16 protein-coding genes are annotated in these 18,832 nt (G+C 62.5%); 9 read left to right on the forward strand and 7 right to left on the reverse strand.

Annotated features, from left to right (window positions below; genetic code table 11):
• Positions 1-7: 7 nt before the first annotated feature.
• The 9 genes from trbE (at position 8) to U1738_RS14410 (ending at position 9,119) form a co-directional block, all read left to right on the forward strand.
• The gene (gene trbE, locus U1738_RS14370; protein WP_332789729.1) at positions 8-2,443 is read left to right on the forward strand and encodes a conjugal transfer protein TrbE; all 2,436 of its coding nucleotides are present in this window, start codon (positions 8-10) and stop codon (positions 2,441-2,443) included.
• Entirely contained in the window at positions 2,440-3,186 is a 747-nt protein-coding gene (gene trbJ / locus U1738_RS14375; protein WP_443027023.1) for a P-type conjugative transfer protein TrbJ, read from the forward strand. Before trbE ends, trbJ begins: the two co-directional genes overlap by 4 nt.
• 10 nt (positions 3,187-3,196) lie before the next feature.
• Entirely contained in the window at positions 3,197-3,562 is a 366-nt protein-coding gene (gene trbK-alt / locus U1738_RS14380; protein WP_332789730.1) for a putative entry exclusion protein TrbK-alt, read from the forward strand.
• Position 3,563: 1 nt separating this feature from the next.
• Complete coding sequence (gene trbL / locus U1738_RS14385; protein ID WP_332789731.1) at positions 3,564-4,832, forward strand: P-type conjugative transfer protein TrbL; 1,269 nt, start codon at positions 3,564-3,566, stop codon at positions 4,830-4,832.
• Between the two features lie 6 nt (positions 4,833-4,838).
• Entirely contained in the window at positions 4,839-5,522 is a 684-nt protein-coding gene (gene trbF, locus U1738_RS14390; RefSeq protein WP_332789732.1) for a conjugal transfer protein TrbF, read from the forward strand.
• Positions 5,519-6,532, forward strand: coding sequence for a P-type conjugative transfer protein TrbG (gene trbG / locus U1738_RS14395; protein ID WP_443027024.1), 1,014 nt, complete (start codon positions 5,519-5,521; stop codon positions 6,530-6,532). Before trbF ends, trbG begins: the two co-directional genes overlap by 4 nt.
• Positions 6,529-7,752 carry a TraB/TrbI/VirB10 family type IV secretion system protein gene (locus U1738_RS14400; protein ID WP_332789734.1) on the forward strand — a complete coding sequence of 408 codons (1,224 nt, stop codon included), beginning with the start codon at positions 6,529-6,531 and terminating at the stop codon, positions 7,750-7,752. The genes trbG and U1738_RS14400 overlap by 4 nt, the downstream gene beginning before the upstream one ends.
• Complete coding sequence (locus U1738_RS14405; protein ID WP_332789735.1) at positions 7,752-7,979, forward strand: DUF2274 domain-containing protein; 228 nt, start codon at positions 7,752-7,754, stop codon at positions 7,977-7,979. The genes U1738_RS14400 and U1738_RS14405 overlap by 1 nt, the downstream gene beginning before the upstream one ends.
• Before the next feature lie 219 nt (positions 7,980-8,198).
• Positions 8,199-9,119 (forward strand): HEPN domain-containing protein, encoded by a 921-nt coding sequence (locus U1738_RS14410; protein WP_332789736.1) that lies wholly within the window; start codon positions 8,199-8,201, stop codon positions 9,117-9,119.
• A gap of 300 nt (positions 9,120-9,419) precedes the next feature.
• On the opposite strand, the gene U1738_RS14415 is transcribed toward U1738_RS14410, so the two are convergent.
• The 7 genes from U1738_RS14415 to U1738_RS14445 form a co-directional block, all read right to left on the reverse strand.
• Positions 9,420-10,643 (reverse strand): Swt1 family HEPN domain-containing protein, encoded by a 1,224-nt coding sequence (locus U1738_RS14415; RefSeq protein WP_332789737.1) that lies wholly within the window; start codon positions 10,641-10,643, stop codon positions 9,420-9,422.
• A gap of 36 nt (positions 10,644-10,679) precedes the next feature.
• Positions 10,680-10,982 carry a hypothetical protein gene (locus U1738_RS14420; protein ID WP_332789738.1) on the reverse strand — a complete coding sequence of 101 codons (303 nt, stop codon included), beginning with the start codon at positions 10,980-10,982 and terminating at the stop codon, positions 10,680-10,682.
• A 68-nt stretch (positions 10,983-11,050) separates the two neighbouring features.
• Positions 11,051-13,558 carry a S8 family peptidase gene (locus U1738_RS14425; protein WP_332789739.1) on the reverse strand — a complete coding sequence of 836 codons (2,508 nt, stop codon included), beginning with the start codon at positions 13,556-13,558 and terminating at the stop codon, positions 11,051-11,053.
• Positions 13,551-14,789, reverse strand: coding sequence for an AAA family ATPase (locus U1738_RS14430; RefSeq protein ID WP_332789740.1), 1,239 nt, complete (start codon positions 14,787-14,789; stop codon positions 13,551-13,553). Before U1738_RS14430 ends, U1738_RS14425 begins: the two co-directional genes overlap by 8 nt.
• Before the next feature lie 601 nt (positions 14,790-15,390).
• Positions 15,391-16,764, reverse strand: coding sequence for a peptide MFS transporter (locus tag U1738_RS14435; protein ID WP_332789741.1), 1,374 nt, complete (start codon positions 16,762-16,764; stop codon positions 15,391-15,393).
• 286 nt (positions 16,765-17,050) lie between these two features.
• The gene (locus U1738_RS14440) at positions 17,051-17,428 is read right to left on the reverse strand and encodes a low affinity iron permease family protein (RefSeq protein WP_332789742.1); all 378 of its coding nucleotides are present in this window, start codon (positions 17,426-17,428) and stop codon (positions 17,051-17,053) included.
• A 272-nt stretch (positions 17,429-17,700) separates the two neighbouring features.
• The gene (locus tag U1738_RS14445) at positions 17,701-18,261 is read right to left on the reverse strand and encodes an FxDxF family PEP-CTERM protein (RefSeq protein ID WP_332789743.1); all 561 of its coding nucleotides are present in this window, start codon (positions 18,259-18,261) and stop codon (positions 17,701-17,703) included.
• Positions 18,262-18,832: the final 571 nt, after the last annotated feature.

The raw sequence follows: 18,832 nt of genomic DNA on the forward strand, positions 1-18,832 counted from the left end.
CGACCCGATGATGTCTCTGCGCGAATATCGCGGCCGCGCCGCCAACCTCGCCGACTTCCTGCCATGGGCGGCGCTCGTGGCACCCGGCGTCATCCTCAACAAGGATGGCAGCTTCCAGCGTACCGCGCGTTTTCGTGGACCCGACCTAGATTCCGCGACACCCGCCGAGCTGGTCGCGACAACGGGACGCCTCAACAATGCGCTTCGTCGGCTCGGCTCGGGCTGGACGGTGTTCGTTGAAGCGCAGCGGCTCGCAGCCCAGCATTATCCCGCAGGCACCTTTCCCGATGCCGCCTCGGCGCTGGTCGATCGTGAACGGGCCGAGCAGTTCGCCGAGGAAGGCGCGCATTTCGAAAGTCGCTATTTCCTCACGCTCGCCTGGATGCCGCCAGCCGAAGATGCCGCGCGCGCGGAGGGGTGGCTCTATGAAGGCCGGGCTGGGACCGGTGTCGATCCGTGGGAATTGCTGTCCGGCTTCACCGACCGCTGCGACCGCCTCCTGCGCCTGGTCGAGGGCTTCTTCCCCGAAGTTGACTGGCTCGATGACCCCGAGACGTTGACCTATCTGCACAGCACGGTCTCAACCAAAGTGCAGCGCGTCCGCGTGCCCGCGACGCCGATGTATCTCGATGCATTGCTCGCCGACGAGCCCATCACCGGCGGCCTTGAGCCGCGGCTCGGCACACAGCATCTGCGTGTCCTGTCGATCACCGGCTTCCCGACCGCGACCTTCCCTGGTCTGCTCGACGATCTGAATCGGCTGCCCTTTACGTACCGCTGGTCGACCCGCGCGATCATGCTCGACAAGACCGATGCGACCAAGCTGCTGACGCGCATCCGCCGCCAGTGGTTCGCTAAGCGCAAGTCGGTTGCCGCGATCCTCAAAGAGGTAATGACCAACGAGGCCTCGACGCTGCTCGACAGCGATGCGTCGAACAAGGCGGCGGATGCCGACCAGGCACTGCAGGAACTCGGCAGTGACATGATCGGCCAGGCCTATGTGACGGCGACCATCACCGTGTGGGATGCCAATCCCGCCGTCGCTGCCGAGAAATTGCGGCTGGTCGAAAAGGCGATTCAGGGTCGCGATTTCACCGCCATCTCCGAAAGTATGAACGCGCTCGAGGCATGGCTCGGCAGTCTACCGGGGCATCTTTACGCGAACGTCCGGCAACCGCCCATCTCGACGCTCAATCTCGCGCACATGATTCCGCTCTCGGCAGTCTGGGCCGGGCCGGAGCGCGATGAGCATTTCGACGCCGCGCCGCTGTTCTACGCGCGAACCGAAGGCTCGACGCCGTTCCGCTTCTCCCTGCATGTCGGGGATGTCGGTCACACGCTGATCGTCGGGCCGACCGGTGCGGGCAAGTCCGTGTTGCTCGGCCTGATGGCGATGCAGTTCCGGCGCTACGAGCGCGCACAGATCTTCGCCTTCGACTTTGGCGGTTCAATCCGTGCTGCCACGCTCGCCATGGGCGGCGAGTGGCAGGACCTTGGCGGCGGCTTGCACGATGACGGCCCCGGAGGCGTGTCGCTCCAGCCGCTCGCGCGCGTCGATGACCCGGCCGAGCGCAACTGGGCGGCGGAGTGGCTCGCCGCGATCCTCGCGGGCGAAGGGATCACGGTCGATCCACAGGTGAAGGAGCATCTCTGGTCGGCGCTCGGCTCCCTGGGATCAGCACCGGTGCGTGAGCGCACTATCACCGGCCTCACGGTATTGCTGCAATCGCGCGCGCTGAAGCAGGCGCTCGCGCCCTATTGCGTCGGCGGACCCTACGGGAATCTGCTCGATGCCGAGAAGGAGCAGTTCGGTGATGGCCGCGTCCAGGCGTTTGAAACGGAGGGTCTGACCAGCTCGGGCGCCGCGCCTGCGGTCCTGTCCTATCTGTTCCACCGCGTCGAGGGTCGGCTCGATGGCTCGCCGACGCTCATCATCATCGACGAAGGCTGGCTGGTCCTCGACAGCCCCGCTTTTGCCCAGCAGCTGCGCGAATGGCTGAAGACGCTGCGCAAGAAGAATGCGAGCGTCATCTTCGCCACCCAAAGCCTTGCCGATATCGAGACCAGCGCGATCGCGCCCGCGATCGTCGAGAGCTGCCCGACGCGCATCTTCCTGCCCAACGAGCGCGCGGTCGAGCCACAAATCTCGACGATCTACCGCAGGTTCGGTCTGAACGATCGGCAGATCGAGATTCTCGCCCGGGCGACCCCAAAGCGCGACTATTACTGCCAGTCGCGCCGCGGCAATCGTCTGTTCGATCTGGGCCTGGGCGAAGTCGCGCTCGCCTTCGTCGCCGCGTCCTCGAAAACCGACCAGCTCCAGATCGCGCAATTGCTCGAGCTGCACGGGCGCGACGGCTTTGCCGCGGCCTGGCTGCGCGCACGCGGGGCCGGTTGGGCCGCCGACCTTCTTCCCACCGTCCATCAGGAGACTTTGTCGTGAAGCGTTCGATCCTTTCCCGCGTCGCCGTGTCGAGCCTCGCCGTCGCGCTGATAGTCGCGAGCGTGCCAGCCGACGCACAGTTCGGTGGTATCGTCTACGATCCAAGCAACTACGCGCAGAACGTGCTGACCGCCGCTCGCTCGCTGCAGCAGATCAACAACCAGATCCAGCAGCTGCAGGGCCAGGCGACCTCGCTGATCAATCAGGCGCGCAATCTCGCGTCACTGCCTTTCTCGTCGCTCGCGCAGTTGCAGGCACAGGTCCAGCGAACCCAGCAATTGTTGAACAGTGCGCAGCGCATCGCTTACGACGTGCAGTCGATCGATCAGGTGTTCAGCACAAAATATCGCGGGGTCAGCATGTCCGCGAGCGATCAGGCGCTGGTCGCCGGTGCCAAGGACCGCTGGGAAAATTCTGTCGGCGCATTTGAGGACGCCTTGAAGGTGCAGGCCGGCGTCGTTGGCAATATCGACGGCGCCAAGGCGACGATGGACCAATTGGTGACCTCCAGCCAGTCGGCGAGCGGCGCGCTTCAGGCGACCCAGGCCGGCAATCAGCTTCTCGCACTGCAGTCGCAGCAGCTCTCCGACTTGACCGCGCTGCTCGCTGCGCAAGGCCGGGCGCAGTCGCTCGATGCCGCGCAAAGGGCCGCCGCGCAGGACCAGGCGCGCGAACAGCTCAGGCGCTTCCTGACCCCGGGGACCGGCTATCAGCGCGGTGCCGTCTCCATGTTCCATAACTGAGGCGAGCATCATGGACGGCAAGACACTTCCGCGCATTGGCGCGATCGCTTTTGTGGCGATCGCGATCACCGTCGCGGTGATCGACATGCGGCGGGCACCCGGCAGCGAGGCGGTAGCGGCACCGGTCGTAACCGTTGCCTCGAGCGAGCCGTGGCGCGCCGAACTGATGCGCTGCCAGTCGATCGGGCAGGTCGGTGCAAGCGACACGGGCTGTCTGCGTGCCTGGGCTGAGAACCGGCGGCGCTTTCTCGCGCCCGGAACGCGAGCAGCGCTGGCCCCGCCGATCGAGACTGTTGTGGTCCCGGTGTCCGACACGCCGAAATTGATCGTCAACGACGCCGCAGCTGCACTCCCGTCCGACGCGGGAGCGCGTTGACATGGGTGGCACCGGCGTAATCGACCGCTTTCTCGAGGTCTTCACCTCCTACATCGATTCCGGCTTCGGCCTGCTGGGCGGAGAAGTCGCGTTCATCGCGACGACGCTGATCGTCATCGACGTGACGCTCGCAGCCCTCTTCTGGAGCTGGGGGGAAGGTGACGACATCATCGCCAGGCTCGTCAAGAAAACGCTGTTCGTCGGCGTCTTCGCTTACATCATCGGCAATTGGAATGCGCTCGCCAAGATCGTCTTCAACAGTTTTGCCGGGCTTGGCATCAAGGCCTCGGGCGCCGGGTTCAGCGCCGACGATTTGCTCCACCCCGGCAAGGTCGCGCAGGTCGGACTCGATGCGGGGCGGCCGATCCTGGACTCGATCTCGGGGCTGATGGGCTATGTCAGCTTCTTCGAGAATTTCATCCAGATCGCGGTTTTGCTGTTTGCCTGGGTGATCGTCTTGCTCGCCTTCTTCGTGTTGGCGATCCAGCTGTTCATCACGCTGATCGAGTTCAAGCTCGCGACCTTGTGCGGCTTCGTGCTGATCCCATTCGGGCTGTTCGGCAAGACTGCCTTCATGGCCGAGCGCGTGCTTGGCAACGTTATCTCCTCTGGCATCAAGGTGCTCGTGCTCGCCGTGATCATCGGCATCGGCTCGACTTTGTTCAGCCAATTCACGTCGGTGACCAACACCCAGCCGACGATCGAGGATGCGATGGCGATTGTTCTGGCATCCCTCTCCCTGCTGGGCCTTGGCATCTTTGGTCCCGGCATTGCCAACGGCATCGTTGCAGGCGGACCGCAGCTCGGCGCGGGTGCGGCCGCTGGCACCGCACTCGGCGCAGCCGGTGTCGTTGGTGGTGCGGCCGCCGCGACCGCACTTGCGGCTGGAGCCGCGACGGGCGGGATCGGTGCCGCTGCTTCGGCTGGAGCGCGCGCCGCCAGCGGTGCCGCTTCTGCTTACAAGGCGGGCGCAGCCGGTAAGTCCGGTGCGGCAAGCGTGGCCGGCGGTCTGTCCGGCGTCGGCAAGGCCGCTATGAGCGCTGCGACCTCTCCGCTTCGCAAAGCCGCCGAGGCCGCGAAGCAAGGCGGTGCCGGTGCTGGTGACAGCACGTCAGGTGGTGGTGCTGGCACATCCGCGCAGCCTGCTTGGGCAACCGCCATGAAGCGGCGTCAGACGGTCGGCCAAGCCGCCACCGTTGCCGCGCACACCGTGCGCGCCGGAGATGGCGGCGGCGCTGGTTCCTCCCTCGATCTCAACCAGAAGGATTGATCGTCCATGTTTAAGCGCCCCTCGATCCGCTACGGGCAGACGCCCGAGCCGGTCACCCCCTATCAGCGCGCCGGCCAGGCGTGGGATGACCGGATCGGATCGGCCCGCGTGCAGGCCCGCAACTGGCGGCTCGCTTGCTTCGGCGCGCTCGCACTATCGGGCGCACTGACCGGTGGGCTGCTTTGGCAGAACGCACGCGGGACGATCGTTCCCTGGGTGGTCGAGGTCGACAAGCTCGGCGAAGCGAAATCGGTGGCACCCGCCACGGCCGACTACAAGCCGACCGACCCGCAGGTCGCGTTCCATCTGGCCGCCTTTATCGAAGACGTGCGCGGCATCGCCGCCGATCCCGTGGTCGTGCGGCAGAATTGGCTCAAGGCCTATGACTTTACGACCGAGCAGGGCGCGCTGGCGCTCAACGATTATGCGCGGACCAACGACCCGTTCGCGCAGATCGGCAAGGTGCAGGTCGCGGTCGATGTGTCGAGCGTCGTGCGCGCGTCGGCCGACAGCTTCCGCGTCGGCTGGACCGAGCGTCATTATCAGGATGGCAGTCTGGCGCGGACCGAGCGCTGGTCGGCGATCCTCACGATCGTGGTCCAACCGCCCCACACGGCCGACGCGCTGCGCAAGAACCCGCTTGGCCTGTTCGTCAACGCCATCAACTGGTCGAAGGAACTCAGCCAATGACACGCGCGCCTTTTGTCTCTCATCGTCGGCGCATAACGATGGCATCGGCCTCGCTTTTGAGCGGACTCTCCTTCTCTCCGGCCCAGGCGCAGTCCGTGGACCTCGCGACAGGAATGCCGGCGCAGCGGGTGACCGAGCCTGTCGGCCAACGCGATATCGTCGCTATACCGGTCCCGTTGCCGCTTCCCGGTCAATTGAAGCCGCTGCCTGTCCGCGGCGCCAGACTGATTGAGCCGGATCCCAAGGTCCGCGTCGTGGTCGCCAACGCCGCCGCGCGCGTGCAGCCGGCCAGCGGCGGGTTTCTCAACGCGATCCAGCAATATCCCTGGACCGAGGGCGCGCTTTACGAGCTTTACACGGCGCCGGGCCAAGTCACTGATATCGCGTTGCAGGAGGGCGAACAGCTCGTTGGGGCCGGGCCAGTGGCGGCCGGCGACACGGTGCGCTGGATTATCGGCGATACCACCAGCGGTGCCGGCACAACGAACCGGGTCCATATCCTCGTCAAGCCGACGCGCAGCGATCTCACCACCAATCTAGTAATCAACACCGACCGGCGGACCTACCATCTCGAACTGCGCGCCACGCCTGCCACCTATATGGCTTCCGTCTCCTGGACCTATCCGCAGGATCAATTGATCGCGCTACGGCGGCAGAACACGATTGCAGTGGCCGCGGCCCCGATCGCTGCGGGCGTCGATGTCGGCGCGCTTGAATTCGGCTACGCGATCGAGGGCGATAGTCCCGCCTGGCGACCGCTGCGCGCGTTCGATGACGGCCAACAAATCTTCATCGAATTTCCCGCCACCATCGGCCAAGGCGAGATGCCGCCACTGTTCGTGATCGGCGCAAGCGGCGCGGGCGAGCTCGTCAATTACCGGGTGCGCGATCGTTTCATGATCGTCGATCGCCGGTTCGCCACAGCTGAACTGCGCATGGGCGGAAAGAAGGGCGCGGAGACGGTGCGCATCGTCCGCTCAGCCGATACCGGCCGAAAGGGCAGGAAGTGACTGAGCCCGCCGCAGAGGACGCGCTCCCGCCGCCGCCAGACCTCCAGCTTCGCGGCGACCCGCCGCGCGTCATGCGTCTCTCGCGCAAAGCCCTGTCGATCCTCGGGCTTATCGCCAGTACGGCGGTCGGTGGCGCGCTCATCTACGCGCTACAGCCCGTGACGAAGCAGGCGCCGTCCGAACTCTACAAGACCGAAAGCCGCTCGACCGCCGACAGTCTGGCAAGCGCGCCCAAAGACTATGGGCAAATCCCGAAACTCGGGCCGCCTTTGCCGGGCGACCTTGGGCGGCCGATCTTGTCCGCTCAACAGCGCGGTGTCGGCGTACAAGCGCCGCCGATGGGCGCGACGGGCCCGGGATCGCGTTCCACTGGAGCCAATGCATCGCAGGCCGCTCGTCAGCGGGTCGGACAAGAGCGAGACGCGGCGCGGACCAGCAAGTTGTTCCTTGGCTCCAGTGCCGGTAGCGAGAGCGTGGGTGCCGTGGGTTCTGCCGCTCCCAATTCGTTGAGCTTGGTCGCGGGGCTGCCGGGTCAGGCCGCCGCCACCGCGACGGCTTCGGGCGATGACGAACAGGGCCACAAACGCGCGTTCCTTGGCGCGGAGGTGGATCGGCGTACGGGGAGCGTGCAGCGCCTGGAGCCCTTGTCGTCGCCGTACACGCTGCAAGCCGGCAGCGTGATTTCCGCCGCTTTGGTTACTGGTATCCGCTCGGATTTGCCCGGACAGATCACCGCCCAGGTGACGGCCAATGTCTATGACAGCCCGACCGGCCGCCTGCTGCTGATCCCGCAAGGCGCCAAGTTGGTCGGTGAATATGATTCACAAGTGTCGTTCGGACAGAACCGCGTGCTGCTCGCGTGGACTCGGCTGATCTTGCCGGACGGCAGCTCCGTCGTTCTCGACCGCCAACCCGGCGCCGACGTGTCGGGCTACGCAGGGCTTCAGGACAGCACCAATTATCATTTGGGTGGGATCGCCAAGGCGGCCTTGCTGTCGACGATTTTGGGCGTCGGCGCTCAGGCAGGCGGTAGCAGCGACAGCGATCTGGTGCGTGCGGTGCGCCAAGGCACATCCGACACGGTCAGCCAGACTGGCCAGCAAATCGTGCGCCGCCAGTTGAACATTCAGCCGACGCTGACGATCCGCCCGGGTTATCCCGTTCGGGTCATCGTCACGCATGACCTGGTACTGGCACCGCCCCACACCGGAGAGAAATGATGGGTAAGCTGAAACTTGGGGCGTTGGTCGAGGATAAGCCGGTCAAGATTTCCGTCGCGTTGCCGGCGGCCATCTATCGCGATTTAATCGCTTACGCGGCAGTACACGGGGCCGAGAATGAGCAGCCGAACCAACCACCCGAGAAGCTTGTCGCTCCGATCCTGGCAATGTTTATGGCGGCGGACCGGGAGTTCGCCAAAGCGCGCCGAGATGTTCCTGCGTCATGAGATTGGCTTGAGAATCGTGCCGGAAAGCGAGCAGGTGGCGTCGCCGCGTTTGACGCGGCCATGCTCTACGCCGCTTGCGCGTCGCCGAGCCACGTTTCGCGTCTCGGCCCATGCGGGTCGTGATCATTGACGTGGCGTTTCTGGTGCACGTCTCAACTGCAAAGACGCGATGCTTTTCTCGACTGTGCAGAAACGCCGCCATGTTGCTAGACTGCGCTTATGCATGACCTGCTCGACCATTTACCCCAATCGAAACAGCGCGAGTTGGCGCATGTCGTCCGAGTTCTGTTTGAAGAATTTCAGGCCGTGCACGCGCGGGGTAATTCGAAATGGGCTAAGCAGGGGCGGATCTTCAAGATTGTCCTCTACGGCTCCTATGCGCGCGGCGATTGGGTCGATGATCCCATCGGCGGGTACAAGTCCGACTATGACATCCTGATTGTCGTGAGCGACGACAGATTGGGCGATTTCGAATTCTGGTCGCCAGCCGAGGATCGCCTCATGCGCGACCTGACGATCAATAATGCCCTTACAGCTCCGGTAAATTTCATCGTGCATACGCTGAACGACGTTAACGCACAGTTGGAGCGTGGGCGGCCGTTTTTCATTGATATCGTCGAGCAGGGGGTGGCGCTCTACGAAGCCGAAGGGTTCCCGTTTGCACAACCTCGGACTCTTCCGTCAGATAAGGCCTTGGCCGAGGCGAAAATTAATTTTGATCGATGGTATTCGATTGCTCTGCGGTCGCTCACGACCTTTAAATTGCAGCGTGCCGAAGGAGACGACCAATATTGGCGTAACAAGGCTGCTTTCGAGCTACATCAGGCAGTAGAACAATTTTACCATTGCACCTTGCTGACGCTATCACTCTACAGCCCGAAATCGCACCGCCTCAGTTTTCTTCGTTCACACTGCGAGGAGATTGCGCCAGAGTTGATCGTAGCGTGGCCTCGCGATAACAAATTCAGTCGACGTTGTTTTGATCTATTGCGCCAAGCCTACGTAAATGCGCGCTATTCTCCGCATTATGAGATCAGCGCCGAAGAGTTGCGGTGGCTGGGCGAGCGGGTCGGCACGTTGCAAGCCCTTGTGCGCGAGGTTTGCGAACGCCGGATAGCCTCGCCGGAGTGGGAGGGATGATGCGCGATCGTCTCTGCTGCTGGCGATTTTGCCGAACGAATGCCGCGGAGGTTAATGGCAAAACTGGTGGATAGCAGAACGGCTGCTTCCGGACGCTTAGATCGCGTAACCGGACGCTCGTTCAGCCGGCTTCGGAAGAAAGCTAAACGCGCCATACCGCCTGGGTCGACCCGCGTCGCTTGTGAGGTGGCGCGGGGCGTAAAGCCAGGTGACTGGCCCGAGAAGCCCGCCTTGTTCCAATTTGAGTTTCTGGTGGCCGTATCCCTCGTCATCGGCGAGTCGTATCCGCTCCACCGTTGATTACTGACCCCGGATCGCCTTCAGGACGCGCTTGGTTTCGACCAGCAGCAGTAATTCGTCGTCCCGGGTGATGAGGCGGGCGTGCATGGTCGAAATCCGGACAGGGAACAGGCGCTGGAAAGATTCACGCACATCCTCTGCGCGTCCGAACACCGGCTTGAACACCGCGTTCCAGTTGTCCTTACGTTCGATGATTGCCCGATAGTCGGTGAAATCCGCATAGTCGATTAGCGGTTGCTCGGAATATCCGGCCTTCACCGCTTTATCTCGCTTGTCGATCCAAGCGTCGAGCATGTTGGCGGGCAGCTGGCGCTTCATCCAATCGTCGCCAAAAGCGGCCTGCATCACACGCTCGATGAAGCGACGGAGCGCGACTTCGAACCGTTGCAGTTGATCGAACGCCTCCTTGGCACGGACGAAGCCGTCTTCCTGCTCGTCGGGGCCCTCGGTCGCCTCTGGTCCCCGCAGACCAGCGATCCGCAGGCTTTCGTCGAAAGCCATAGGCGTGAAATCGGTAAGATCGGGATCGAAGCCCAGCTCGACATAGAAACCGGAACGCAGCACGGGGTCGATCAACTGCTCGGGTGTCGGCGTGAGCAGATCGCGCCAATCGCCAAGCCCAGGCCGTAGCGCTGAGGCAAAAACATGATCGAACGCGGACCGACTCTCGATGCCGCGGCCCATCGCTACGATCTCGGAGAACGCCTTAGCCGACACCAGGCCTTCTCCGATCTGGAGCCAAGGTGACCGCATGGACGCCATAGCCGCTTGCAGTCGATCCTCGGTCCCGAACACAGTACGCGCCAGGCTGGCCCGCTCCATGGCCTCATGGGCGATCCGGCTGAGTTCCATGGCCTCTGGAAGCCTGAACAAGCGCTCATAGGCCTGCTGCGCTTCCATAGTCGCGCTGATAGATTTACGGATGTCCGAATTGGGATCTAACAAGCCCAGGCGTCTTGCCTCCTCGACCGGCCCTTCAAGCAGCTTGCGCTGTCGCTCGAAGTCTTGGGTGATCTTAGCGACGCCGCCGACATCCGCGAGGTCGGCAAGCATTTTGCGGCGTTCTTCTTCCTGTCGGATGAAGTCCATTGTTGCCGAACCGATTCCTAGCCCTTTGTAGGCATCGTGCAGCGGATCGATATGTCGCCGCAGGTCGCCCAAGGGGTCCATCATTCGCCGCAGCGCTTCTTGTTGCTCCCAAAGACGGCGGAAATCATCGGACATGGCAGACTCGCTTGCTGATTGTGCGCCCAACGTACCTCACGCTGCAATCGCTCTTAGCGCCTTCTCAAGCGAGAAGTTACCAGTCGTCCCATCTTCGAAAGTCACGCCATAGCATCGCGTGGTGTAGCCCAGACCGCGATTATGCGTGGGATAGAAGGACGCCGAAGGCGATGGTAATTCCCAGCCGGTCTTAGCGCAGTAGTCCTCGTAAATGGCGCGGATGTCGGCCAGCTCGTCCCCAGCAAATGCCTGGTTCAGCTCTTGGCCGTTCAGGATGAGCGTAAAGTGCTCTTTGGCGGCTGTGACGGTCCCGAAGACTCGTCCGGTTTTGAGTGACACTGATCTCGCCATGACAAATCTCCGTAAGGTCTCGCTATCCGGCGAGCTGCGTCATCCGCCGACCAGGATCAGACGCGCGGCGTAATGCGTGCGGCCGTCCGGATGTCGGCGATTTGCGTGCCGAGCGCCTGCAGGTTTTGACGCATATCGGTGAACACCGGCTGTTCGGCGTCGGGGTCGCTAATGGTGACGATCGCCGTGAACGGCACGCCCTCCTCGGGCATGACCTCCCCGGCGCGGGTCAAATAATCGACGAACAGGCGCCAGTTCGAGGACGGGCCGACCCCTCTAGGGAACGTCTTGGCCAGAACCTTGACCGGGCTCCACTTCAGATCATGTTCGATGCGCTCCGCTTCGATAGCTGGCCCTTCCCGCTTTGAGGGGAGGTAGAGCGGTTCAAGCTGGCCCTTCCATCCGCCGCCCGCCTGCTCCTGCTGCAAGGTGGCGTTTATGTTCACCCGCACGAACTCCGACCCAAACCGGGCATCGAGAGGCGGCGTGGAGACAAGGGTGATCTTCGCTCGGCCCCGGCACTTGCCACCTGGTCCCACCAGCGACGCCGGCCACGCAAAGCGGAAGTTGATCTGCTGATCGCGCCGGATACGCGAAGCAAAGACGAGCGTGATGGCGTGGTCGCCGGTTTCAAGAATCCGGTCGGCGGACGGCGGCATGCCGAAGCCGACCATATGCCGCGCGATCGGCGCGAGCGCCTTGGACTGCAATGGCGCCGGCATCTCGGCGTGATGGACCAGCAAGCCGATCAGGGTCTCTCGCGAGACCTCTCCCTCGATGGCGTGGTCCAGAACGGCGGCGGTCTTCGCGGCGAGCGGCGAGGCGTAGCTGGTGCCGCAGCCATCGACGATCGTTCCATCGGGCAGGATCGAGAACAGCCCGTGTCCGAGGACGGGATGCTGGGTGCCCGCGCCGCCGATATGCGCCAAATCCGGCTTGACCCCGGCGCGCAGGCCAGGACCGCGCCGGCTGAAGCGCGTGGGCGCGAAGGGCAGGCACCCATCATGCCCCGGCGGGTTCAGCGCGGCGACAGCGACGTTGCGGGCGCTTTCGGCCGGGGTCAGCAAGCCGTCATTGCGAGCGTTGACGAGATTGGCGAGCGCGGTGGTCGCGTCGGCGGGCCATTCGGCGCGGAGATCCTGGGGCTGGATATTGCCCGCCGAAATGAACACGACCGCATTGTTGGTTTCAGCAATCTGATCGAGCCGCGCAGCGTGGGGGCTGTACCGATCCGGCGCCGCCGGTTGCAGGATGTTGAGGCTCATGTTGAACACCCGCACGCCGTGGCGAGCGCGGGCGTCGGAAACGGCAGTTTCCATTTCGTCGAAGAACTGCGGCAAGCCCTCGGGATAGTAAGAGGCGAAGGCACCGGCCTTGCGCTCATTCGGGAAGACGGCGACGTCGACCAGCTCCGCGCCATCGGGCTCAGGGCAGGTTTCCGCGCCGTTCAAAGCGCCGCCGACCGCGGCTAGGCCGCCGATAAAGGTGCCATGCGCGAGGTCGACATCTTCGTCCGCGAGAATGTCCCACCGATCGATCACCCAGTCCGAGAGCGCTTCGCTGATGCCGCCGTCGATGATGCCGAGCCGAGGATGGGTACGGCGGCTGTCCCGAATAGGAATGGTGACGTTGGTCGGGCGCGTGCGCGGCGCTGGCGTCGCCGCACCTGTTGCCCGGACGACGATGCCGGGCAGTTCGATTCGCCGCACGAGTGGATGGCTGTCGAGGAAGGCAAGCAGGCGGGCGTGGCCTTTGACGTCGGGATTGAACACCGCCAATTCGCGACGGCGCTCGCTGAGCGAGGTTTCGTTCAGCCGTAAGACGGGCTGATCGCTGGATTGGTCGAGCCGGACGGAGAGGATCGGCTGCTTGTGGCGGTGATTTGGGAGCCGCTCGACCGCGAGTCCATGATCGAAAGCATTGAAGCCGGCGATGAAACTCTCGGCGAGGCGACGATGGCCTGCGTCGAGGAGATCCCATTCCGAACGGGGCGGCGGGCTATCGAACAGTTCGACCTGGTAGCTGCTGCCGGTCATCGGATTTGAAAGCCATGCGACGGCTTCCTCCACCGAGAAGCTGCGGCGGTCGGCAGGGCCGTAGAGTTCGATCCGATCGATGGCGCCGGTTTCGCTCTTTCGGGCGGACGGGTGAGGCTCATCCTTCTGCTTCTGTTTGTTGAAGCGCATCTCCGTATGGGTCTCGGCCTTGGCGATCTCGGCCGCGACCTGGCGAAGCGTGCCTGGGCGGGCTTCGATGATCATGACGCCGAGATCGCCGCCGCCGACGACCGGGGTGCGATCGCTGCGGAACAGGCTAGCAACCGGTCGGTGACTTTTCGCCCAGGCTTCGCGGCGCAGAATGACCTTCACAAAGCCGACGTCACCTTGCGCCTGCGCGCTGAGAACGCCGGAGATGGTGTCGATCTGGCTCGTAAGGGCCGCGCGATGCTTGGCGAACTCGGCGTCGCGGTGGGCGAAGAAGTCCTTTCGGCCGCCGCCGCCGCCAGCTTCGCGCGCCTCCTCATAGTTTTCCGGATTGAGGACGATCTGGATCGGACTAGCCATTCAGCACCTCGCCTTCGCCGGACTTGGCTGCCCGGCCGAGCTGACGGCTGACCGTCGATTTGTCCTTGCCGGCGATCTCGCCGATGTCGGCCATCGAGAAGCCGAGGATGGGATCATTACGCATGGCCCGAAACAGATTGCTCGAATCGTCGAACAGCAGCGCGCGGCGTTCGCTTTGTACCCGCGCCGCGTTAAGCGTGGCGAACTGGCGGAGCGTGTCGAGCAGCCCGCGCTTGTCCTCCTCCCGAACGGTGGTGGCCTTCTTGTAGGTGCGCACGAGAGACTCGATCTCGGCGCCCGTCGAGCCCTCGGTGAACCATGATATCAGGCGCAGATGGATGTCCGGGGCCTTTACGGGGGGCATGAAATGCGCAGCGATCGCCTTTCGCATCTCGAAGTCCGGCTTCGGAATCTCAAGCTGAACTTCGAAGCGCCGCCAGACGGCCGTGTCCAAGAGCTTCGGGTGATTGGTGATTCCGATCGTGAAGCCGATATCGCGGCGAACATCGAGGTTCTGCAGGAGCGCATTCACGACGCGCTTGATCTCTCCCACCTCCTGCGGGTCGTCTCGGACCTTCGCGATGGCGTCGAACTCGTCGAGCAGCAGGATGCAGCGATGGCGGTTCGCGAACGTGAACAGATTGCCGATGTTGCGCGCGGTGGTGCCCAGGAAGGACGACACGAGACCGTCCAGCTTCACCAGCACGACGGGAAGATCGAGCTGCTGCGCAATCCAGAGCGCCAGGCGGGTCTTGCCCGTTCCGGGCGCCCCGTAGATGAGGCAGGTCTTCGACGGCCGAATGTCGATCTCGGATAAGGCTTCGAAATTCGCCCATTCTTCGATGATGGTCTCGATGGCCTGGCCGACGGTCGCGTTGAACAGTGGTGCTGTCGGTTGAATGTCCGCCGGAAAGATAATGTCTGCTAGCGCCGCCGCCGTTTCGCGATCGACAGGCACCGGCGTGTTGCGCGTCAAAACTTCGCCGGAAATCTGCGCCTTGGAACGCTCGATGCGGCTGGGTGAAAGCTCCTTAGTCCGATCCGCGGTCGTCAGAATGCTGGTCACGGCGGCGGACTGCTTGGTATCTCCATCCTTGGCCAGCGCATCGCGCAGTCGCTCGATCTGCTTCCGCAGGGCCGGCGATGCATCGGCCATTGCCGCGCGACATAGAGCCTGGATGATCGAGAAATGTTCCACAAGCTGTTCCCATTGGGGTGTTGCACTGCTCACGCCCTGTGATGCGTATATGGGCGGTTACATTGCATATCAATAGAGGATCGTTGCGTTTATAAGAATATACGGTGCATAGCGCCGGGCGGTCGTTGCGAGGATGCGTCGATATGGAACCGGCCGAACACCTCAGGATTGGGCGGCCGATCGCTGCTGGGTTGATAAACATCCCGGCGATCGCGCGACGCGCCTGCCGGCTCTATTTTCCGGGGGCGTCGATTGCCGGTCACGGTCCTTGTGGCTGGAGTATGACGGCGCCGTAACTCACCCCTATCTGCGCTGGACCGTGACAAGACTTGGCACGCGGAGTGGTTGCAACGTAGCGCGATGAGATTCCCTTCCTCGCAAGCTCCGTCGCCGTACACCTCGTCGCTAGCCCAACGCCCGATGACTTGCACGATTACACGAATCGCGCCGCGTTGCGCCGGGCTTCGCGCCGTCGCGCGAGGATGATGAACTCTAACTCATTAGCATGAGGTCAGACATTTACGCCGAAATGAACGAGTGTCCGCTAATAGGCGGTGCCGAAGATCGCCTGAACGTCCGCTTGTGGATCTCATTACCGAACTTGCGATCGCAACGCTCGTGCGGAGAGCCGTCACTATGGCAGCAAAAGTCGCCGGCGAATTACCGGTCCGATCGCTAGCAGAACGAGCCCTGCGCCCGCGACAATGACGGCGTGGAGCAGCCAGAAGTCGGCCGGCACCCAACGCTCGTATAGCGCCCCCATCCGCCCGCTGATGACACTGCCAGCAAAGGTAGACAGTGTGTTGATGCCAATCAGGGTACCACGAAGCCCTGGCGGTGCCTCCGCCGCGTACAATGCGAGCGCAATCGGCGTGACGTAAAGCCAGCCGATATTGGTAAGCAGGTGAAACGCGACTGCCCACATCAGCGGTGCGCGGCCCGCCGCGTCGCTCACGAGCGGTGCGAGCGACAACCAGGCGGTGCCTCCACCAAAAACGAGGCAACCGATGGCGAGCTTGGCAAGGCTGTCAGGCTCTCGCCCCGCCGCCGCTTGGCGCCGCCACAATGCGAGGAATAGCGGCATGACGAGCACTGGTGCTAGCCCGTCCAGTGCCTGCAGCCAGGGGACGGGAATGACGATACCGCCGACCTGCCGGTCGAGATGGTCGCGCACCCACAGGTTGTAGACGTTCCACACTTGGCTCTGCGCGATCCAGAAGCAGGTGATAAGCGGCCAGATCGCGAGCAGTGCCGCGAGGCGCGTCCGCTCGGAAGGAGTGAGCTGGTCGCGCTTTATCGCCTCGACGCGAATGCGATCTGCCGGCAAGTGCCGCTGCCCCGCAAGGTATACGAGCAACCCGACGAGCATACCGAAGCCAGCGAAGGCAAAGCCAGCATGCCACCCGTAGACGACCGCCAGTGCGCCGGTGACGATCGGTGCAATAAATGCTCCAAGGTTGATTCCGACGTAATAGAGTTGGAACGCGTCCGCCTCGCGCCGATCGCCGTCGGCATAGAGCGCTTTGATCTGTGCCGAAAGATTACCACGCAGCAGGCCCGCACCGACGATCAGCAGTAGCAGCGCGAGCAGGAACGATGCATCGAAAGCGAGGGAGAAATGACCAGCGGTCATCAACAAGGCGCCGGCCGTCACTGCCGCACGCCGGCCGGTCACGCGGTCGCCGAGCCACCCGCCTATGACCGGAGTGAAATAGATGAGACCAACGTAAAGGCCGAATGTCTGTGTCGCGAGCGCGGTGACAGACAGCGGCCCGGTGATGCCCTGGACGATAGCTCGAAAGGTTGCGAAGCCAATCACGTGTTCGATGTGACCAGGCAGCAGCAATTGCTCAGCCATGTAAAGCGTGAGGAGCGCCTGCATGCCGTGGAACGAGATGCGCTCCCACAACTCGGTCCCAGTCAGCACCCACAATCCGTGGGGATGATCTAGCAGCTTTCGCCAGCGGCCGCGTGGGTATGCTGGCCTCGTAAGCGTCCGATCGATCATACCCGCCTCCGGGCGGAATTGTCGCAGCGTGTTTTCGTCTCTGCAAGCCCCAGTCGATCTGGCAGGCGTGGCGCTCGGGCGATGGACATCAAGCTTACACAGCTTCCGGCCCGCAATGAACGAATGGCAGATTTTGAGCAGCGGCGGGAATGTCGACTACTGAGTCGACGCTGCTAACAGCTAACACCATGTTTTGTTCCAAGCGCCACAGAATAAGAGAGCAAAGAACCGGGGCCGCGAGCGACATTCATATCAAAGCCCACCACTGAGGATAGAGAAATAATTATCACCGCGGACCTTGCAACGAAGTGGCATTGGGCCCGCTTGAAATATTGCTTGTCTGACGCAGGGCCTCTATGTGATCAATCGATTTGGATTCGACGCCCGCAACTTCGTTTCGGGCGCCATCCAGGGCAATAACAATCTCGTCCATCTTCAAATGTAAGGCTTTCTCGCTGCGGCGTTGCCCATTTAGCACCATCTGGGTCAACGTGATCGACGCTACCGACAAGATCAGCGTCAGGGTATTCTCACCCGCCGGCCCAGCTCGAAAGAACCAGGCCGCACAGAAGACTGCAACGAGCAATATCGATAGCGGCGATCCTGACAAATCCGCCGTTCGTCCAGCCAGCCGGCTACCGAATTCATTGAGACGTCTTAGCATGTCGTCTGAGGTTCCATCGTAACATATGTCCGACCGGACTATTGTCGGCGAGACGTTCGCTCGGTCGCGATCGACCGGTTGTTTGCGGGGGCTGGGGTGGCAGGCGGGCGCAAGGCCATCTGCCTGACGGCTCCGACCACGAAGAATCCTGCACTCGTCAAAATCACGCTCACGACTGCCAGCATCGGAATGTCCTGCAGATACGGCTCTTCATTGAAAAAGCCGCCAGCCTTTCGACCGGCGGCTTTCCATCTGGTCGACGATACGAACGCTTATGCGAAGCGGACGGTCGTCTTTACCTTGCGGCTGCGCGCTGCGCTGCCGATCATGCCGAATCCGACGACCATCAGGCCCCAGGTTGCAGGTTCAGGAACTGCTGCAGTTACCGTGGCGAACGACAGGTTGCCCGAGAACGATGCGTCCGCGGGGACGTTGGATCCAGCGCCACCAACATTGCCCGAAACGAACAGCGTGTTGACACCGCCGGCCACCAGCGTTTGGTTCAGCAAATTACGGAACTCTTGGACACCACTCGACAGGTTATTGAAGTTGACGCCGTTCAGCGTAACCGTCGTGAAGTCGATGTTGGTCGCCATGTTGTTTCCGGTCAGCAGCGACGAGATGTCGGAGCTGGCAAGATTGTAACCCACTGGCGTCGTGAAAGTGAACGTGCGCGTGAACGAGCAGAACACGCCGCTGTTCGCGCAGGTCACAGCGTCGTCGCCATAGGTGCCGCTGGGACCGGTGATCGTCAGGAACTGGGCCGCCTGGGCAGACGGAGTGGCCGCGAACGCGACCGTGGATGCAACTGCTGCCAACAAAAACTTATTCATAAAAAAACCTCATTTTAATCAAGATTAACCAAGTCCGGAATCGGATCTTTTCGACGTAGAATGAGCTGGAAACGCATCGCCAACTGTAGCGGCTGAAAGGCATGTTTCGTGCCAATCCCGGATTCAACCCGATGTGAGAGACCTGCTGTCGGAAGGTGTAAGCGGCAGCGACATGTCATTGAAATACAACGGAATTTATGACTATACCTCCGGCCAATCACTCAACATCACGAGGTCTGTTTTCGTTCCGCAGTTGTTACATTGTGTTTTGCCAATGTTGCCCATTACGCCGTCCGATTGCTTGACCAGGCATATCGAAAAGTGGCTCACGGTGCTGTCAATACGACCGTGGCGACGAGTCATCCTGAGCTTCATCTCACATGGGGATGTCGGCCGTTGGGAGATTATCAGGCTTGTCCGTTAGCAAACCTCACGGTCAGTTTGTCGAGGGTGAGAATGGCGAACAGAAAATGGTCCGACGAAGATTATGCGGAACTCCGCAGACGCGTGGCAGCCGGCCAGACGGTACGCGAAATAGCGGCGGAACTCGCACGCACGCAGGAAGCCACAC

This window comes from Parasphingomonas caseinilytica (genome assembly GCF_036663755.1).
In the GTDB taxonomy this organism is placed as follows: Bacteria; Pseudomonadota; Alphaproteobacteria; order Sphingomonadales; family Sphingomonadaceae; genus Sphingomonas.

Excerpts from the sequence above, each read along its gene's own strand:
- U1738_RS14405 (WP_332789735.1), top strand. The coding sequence starts at position 7,752 with ATGGGTAAGCTGAAACTTGGGGCGTTGGTCGAGGATAAGCCGGTCAAG.
- U1738_RS14410 (WP_332789736.1), top strand. The coding sequence starts at position 8,199 with ATGCATGACCTGCTCGACCATTTACCCCAATCGAAACAGCGCGAGTTG.
- U1738_RS14435 (WP_332789741.1), bottom strand. The coding sequence starts at position 16,764 with ATGATCGATCGGACGCTTACGAGGCCAGCATACCCACGCGGCCGCTGG.
- trbK-alt (WP_332789730.1), top strand. The coding sequence starts at position 3,197 with ATGGACGGCAAGACACTTCCGCGCATTGGCGCGATCGCTTTTGTGGCG.
- U1738_RS14415 (WP_332789737.1), bottom strand. The coding sequence starts at position 10,643 with ATGTCCGATGATTTCCGCCGTCTTTGGGAGCAACAAGAAGCGCTGCGG.
- trbE (WP_332789729.1), top strand. The coding sequence starts at position 8 with ATGATGTCTCTGCGCGAATATCGCGGCCGCGCCGCCAACCTCGCCGAC.
- U1738_RS14440 (WP_332789742.1), bottom strand. The coding sequence starts at position 17,428 with ATGCTAAGACGTCTCAATGAATTCGGTAGCCGGCTGGCTGGACGAACG.
- U1738_RS14445 (WP_332789743.1), bottom strand. The coding sequence starts at position 18,261 with ATGAATAAGTTTTTGTTGGCAGCAGTTGCATCCACGGTCGCGTTCGCG.
- trbF (WP_332789732.1), top strand. The coding sequence starts at position 4,839 with ATGTTTAAGCGCCCCTCGATCCGCTACGGGCAGACGCCCGAGCCGGTC.
- U1738_RS14425 (WP_332789739.1), bottom strand. The coding sequence starts at position 13,558 with ATGGCTAGTCCGATCCAGATCGTCCTCAATCCGGAAAACTATGAGGAG.
- trbL (WP_332789731.1), top strand. The coding sequence starts at position 3,564 with ATGGGTGGCACCGGCGTAATCGACCGCTTTCTCGAGGTCTTCACCTCC.
- trbG (WP_443027024.1), top strand. The coding sequence starts at position 5,519 with ATGACACGCGCGCCTTTTGTCTCTCATCGTCGGCGCATAACGATGGCA.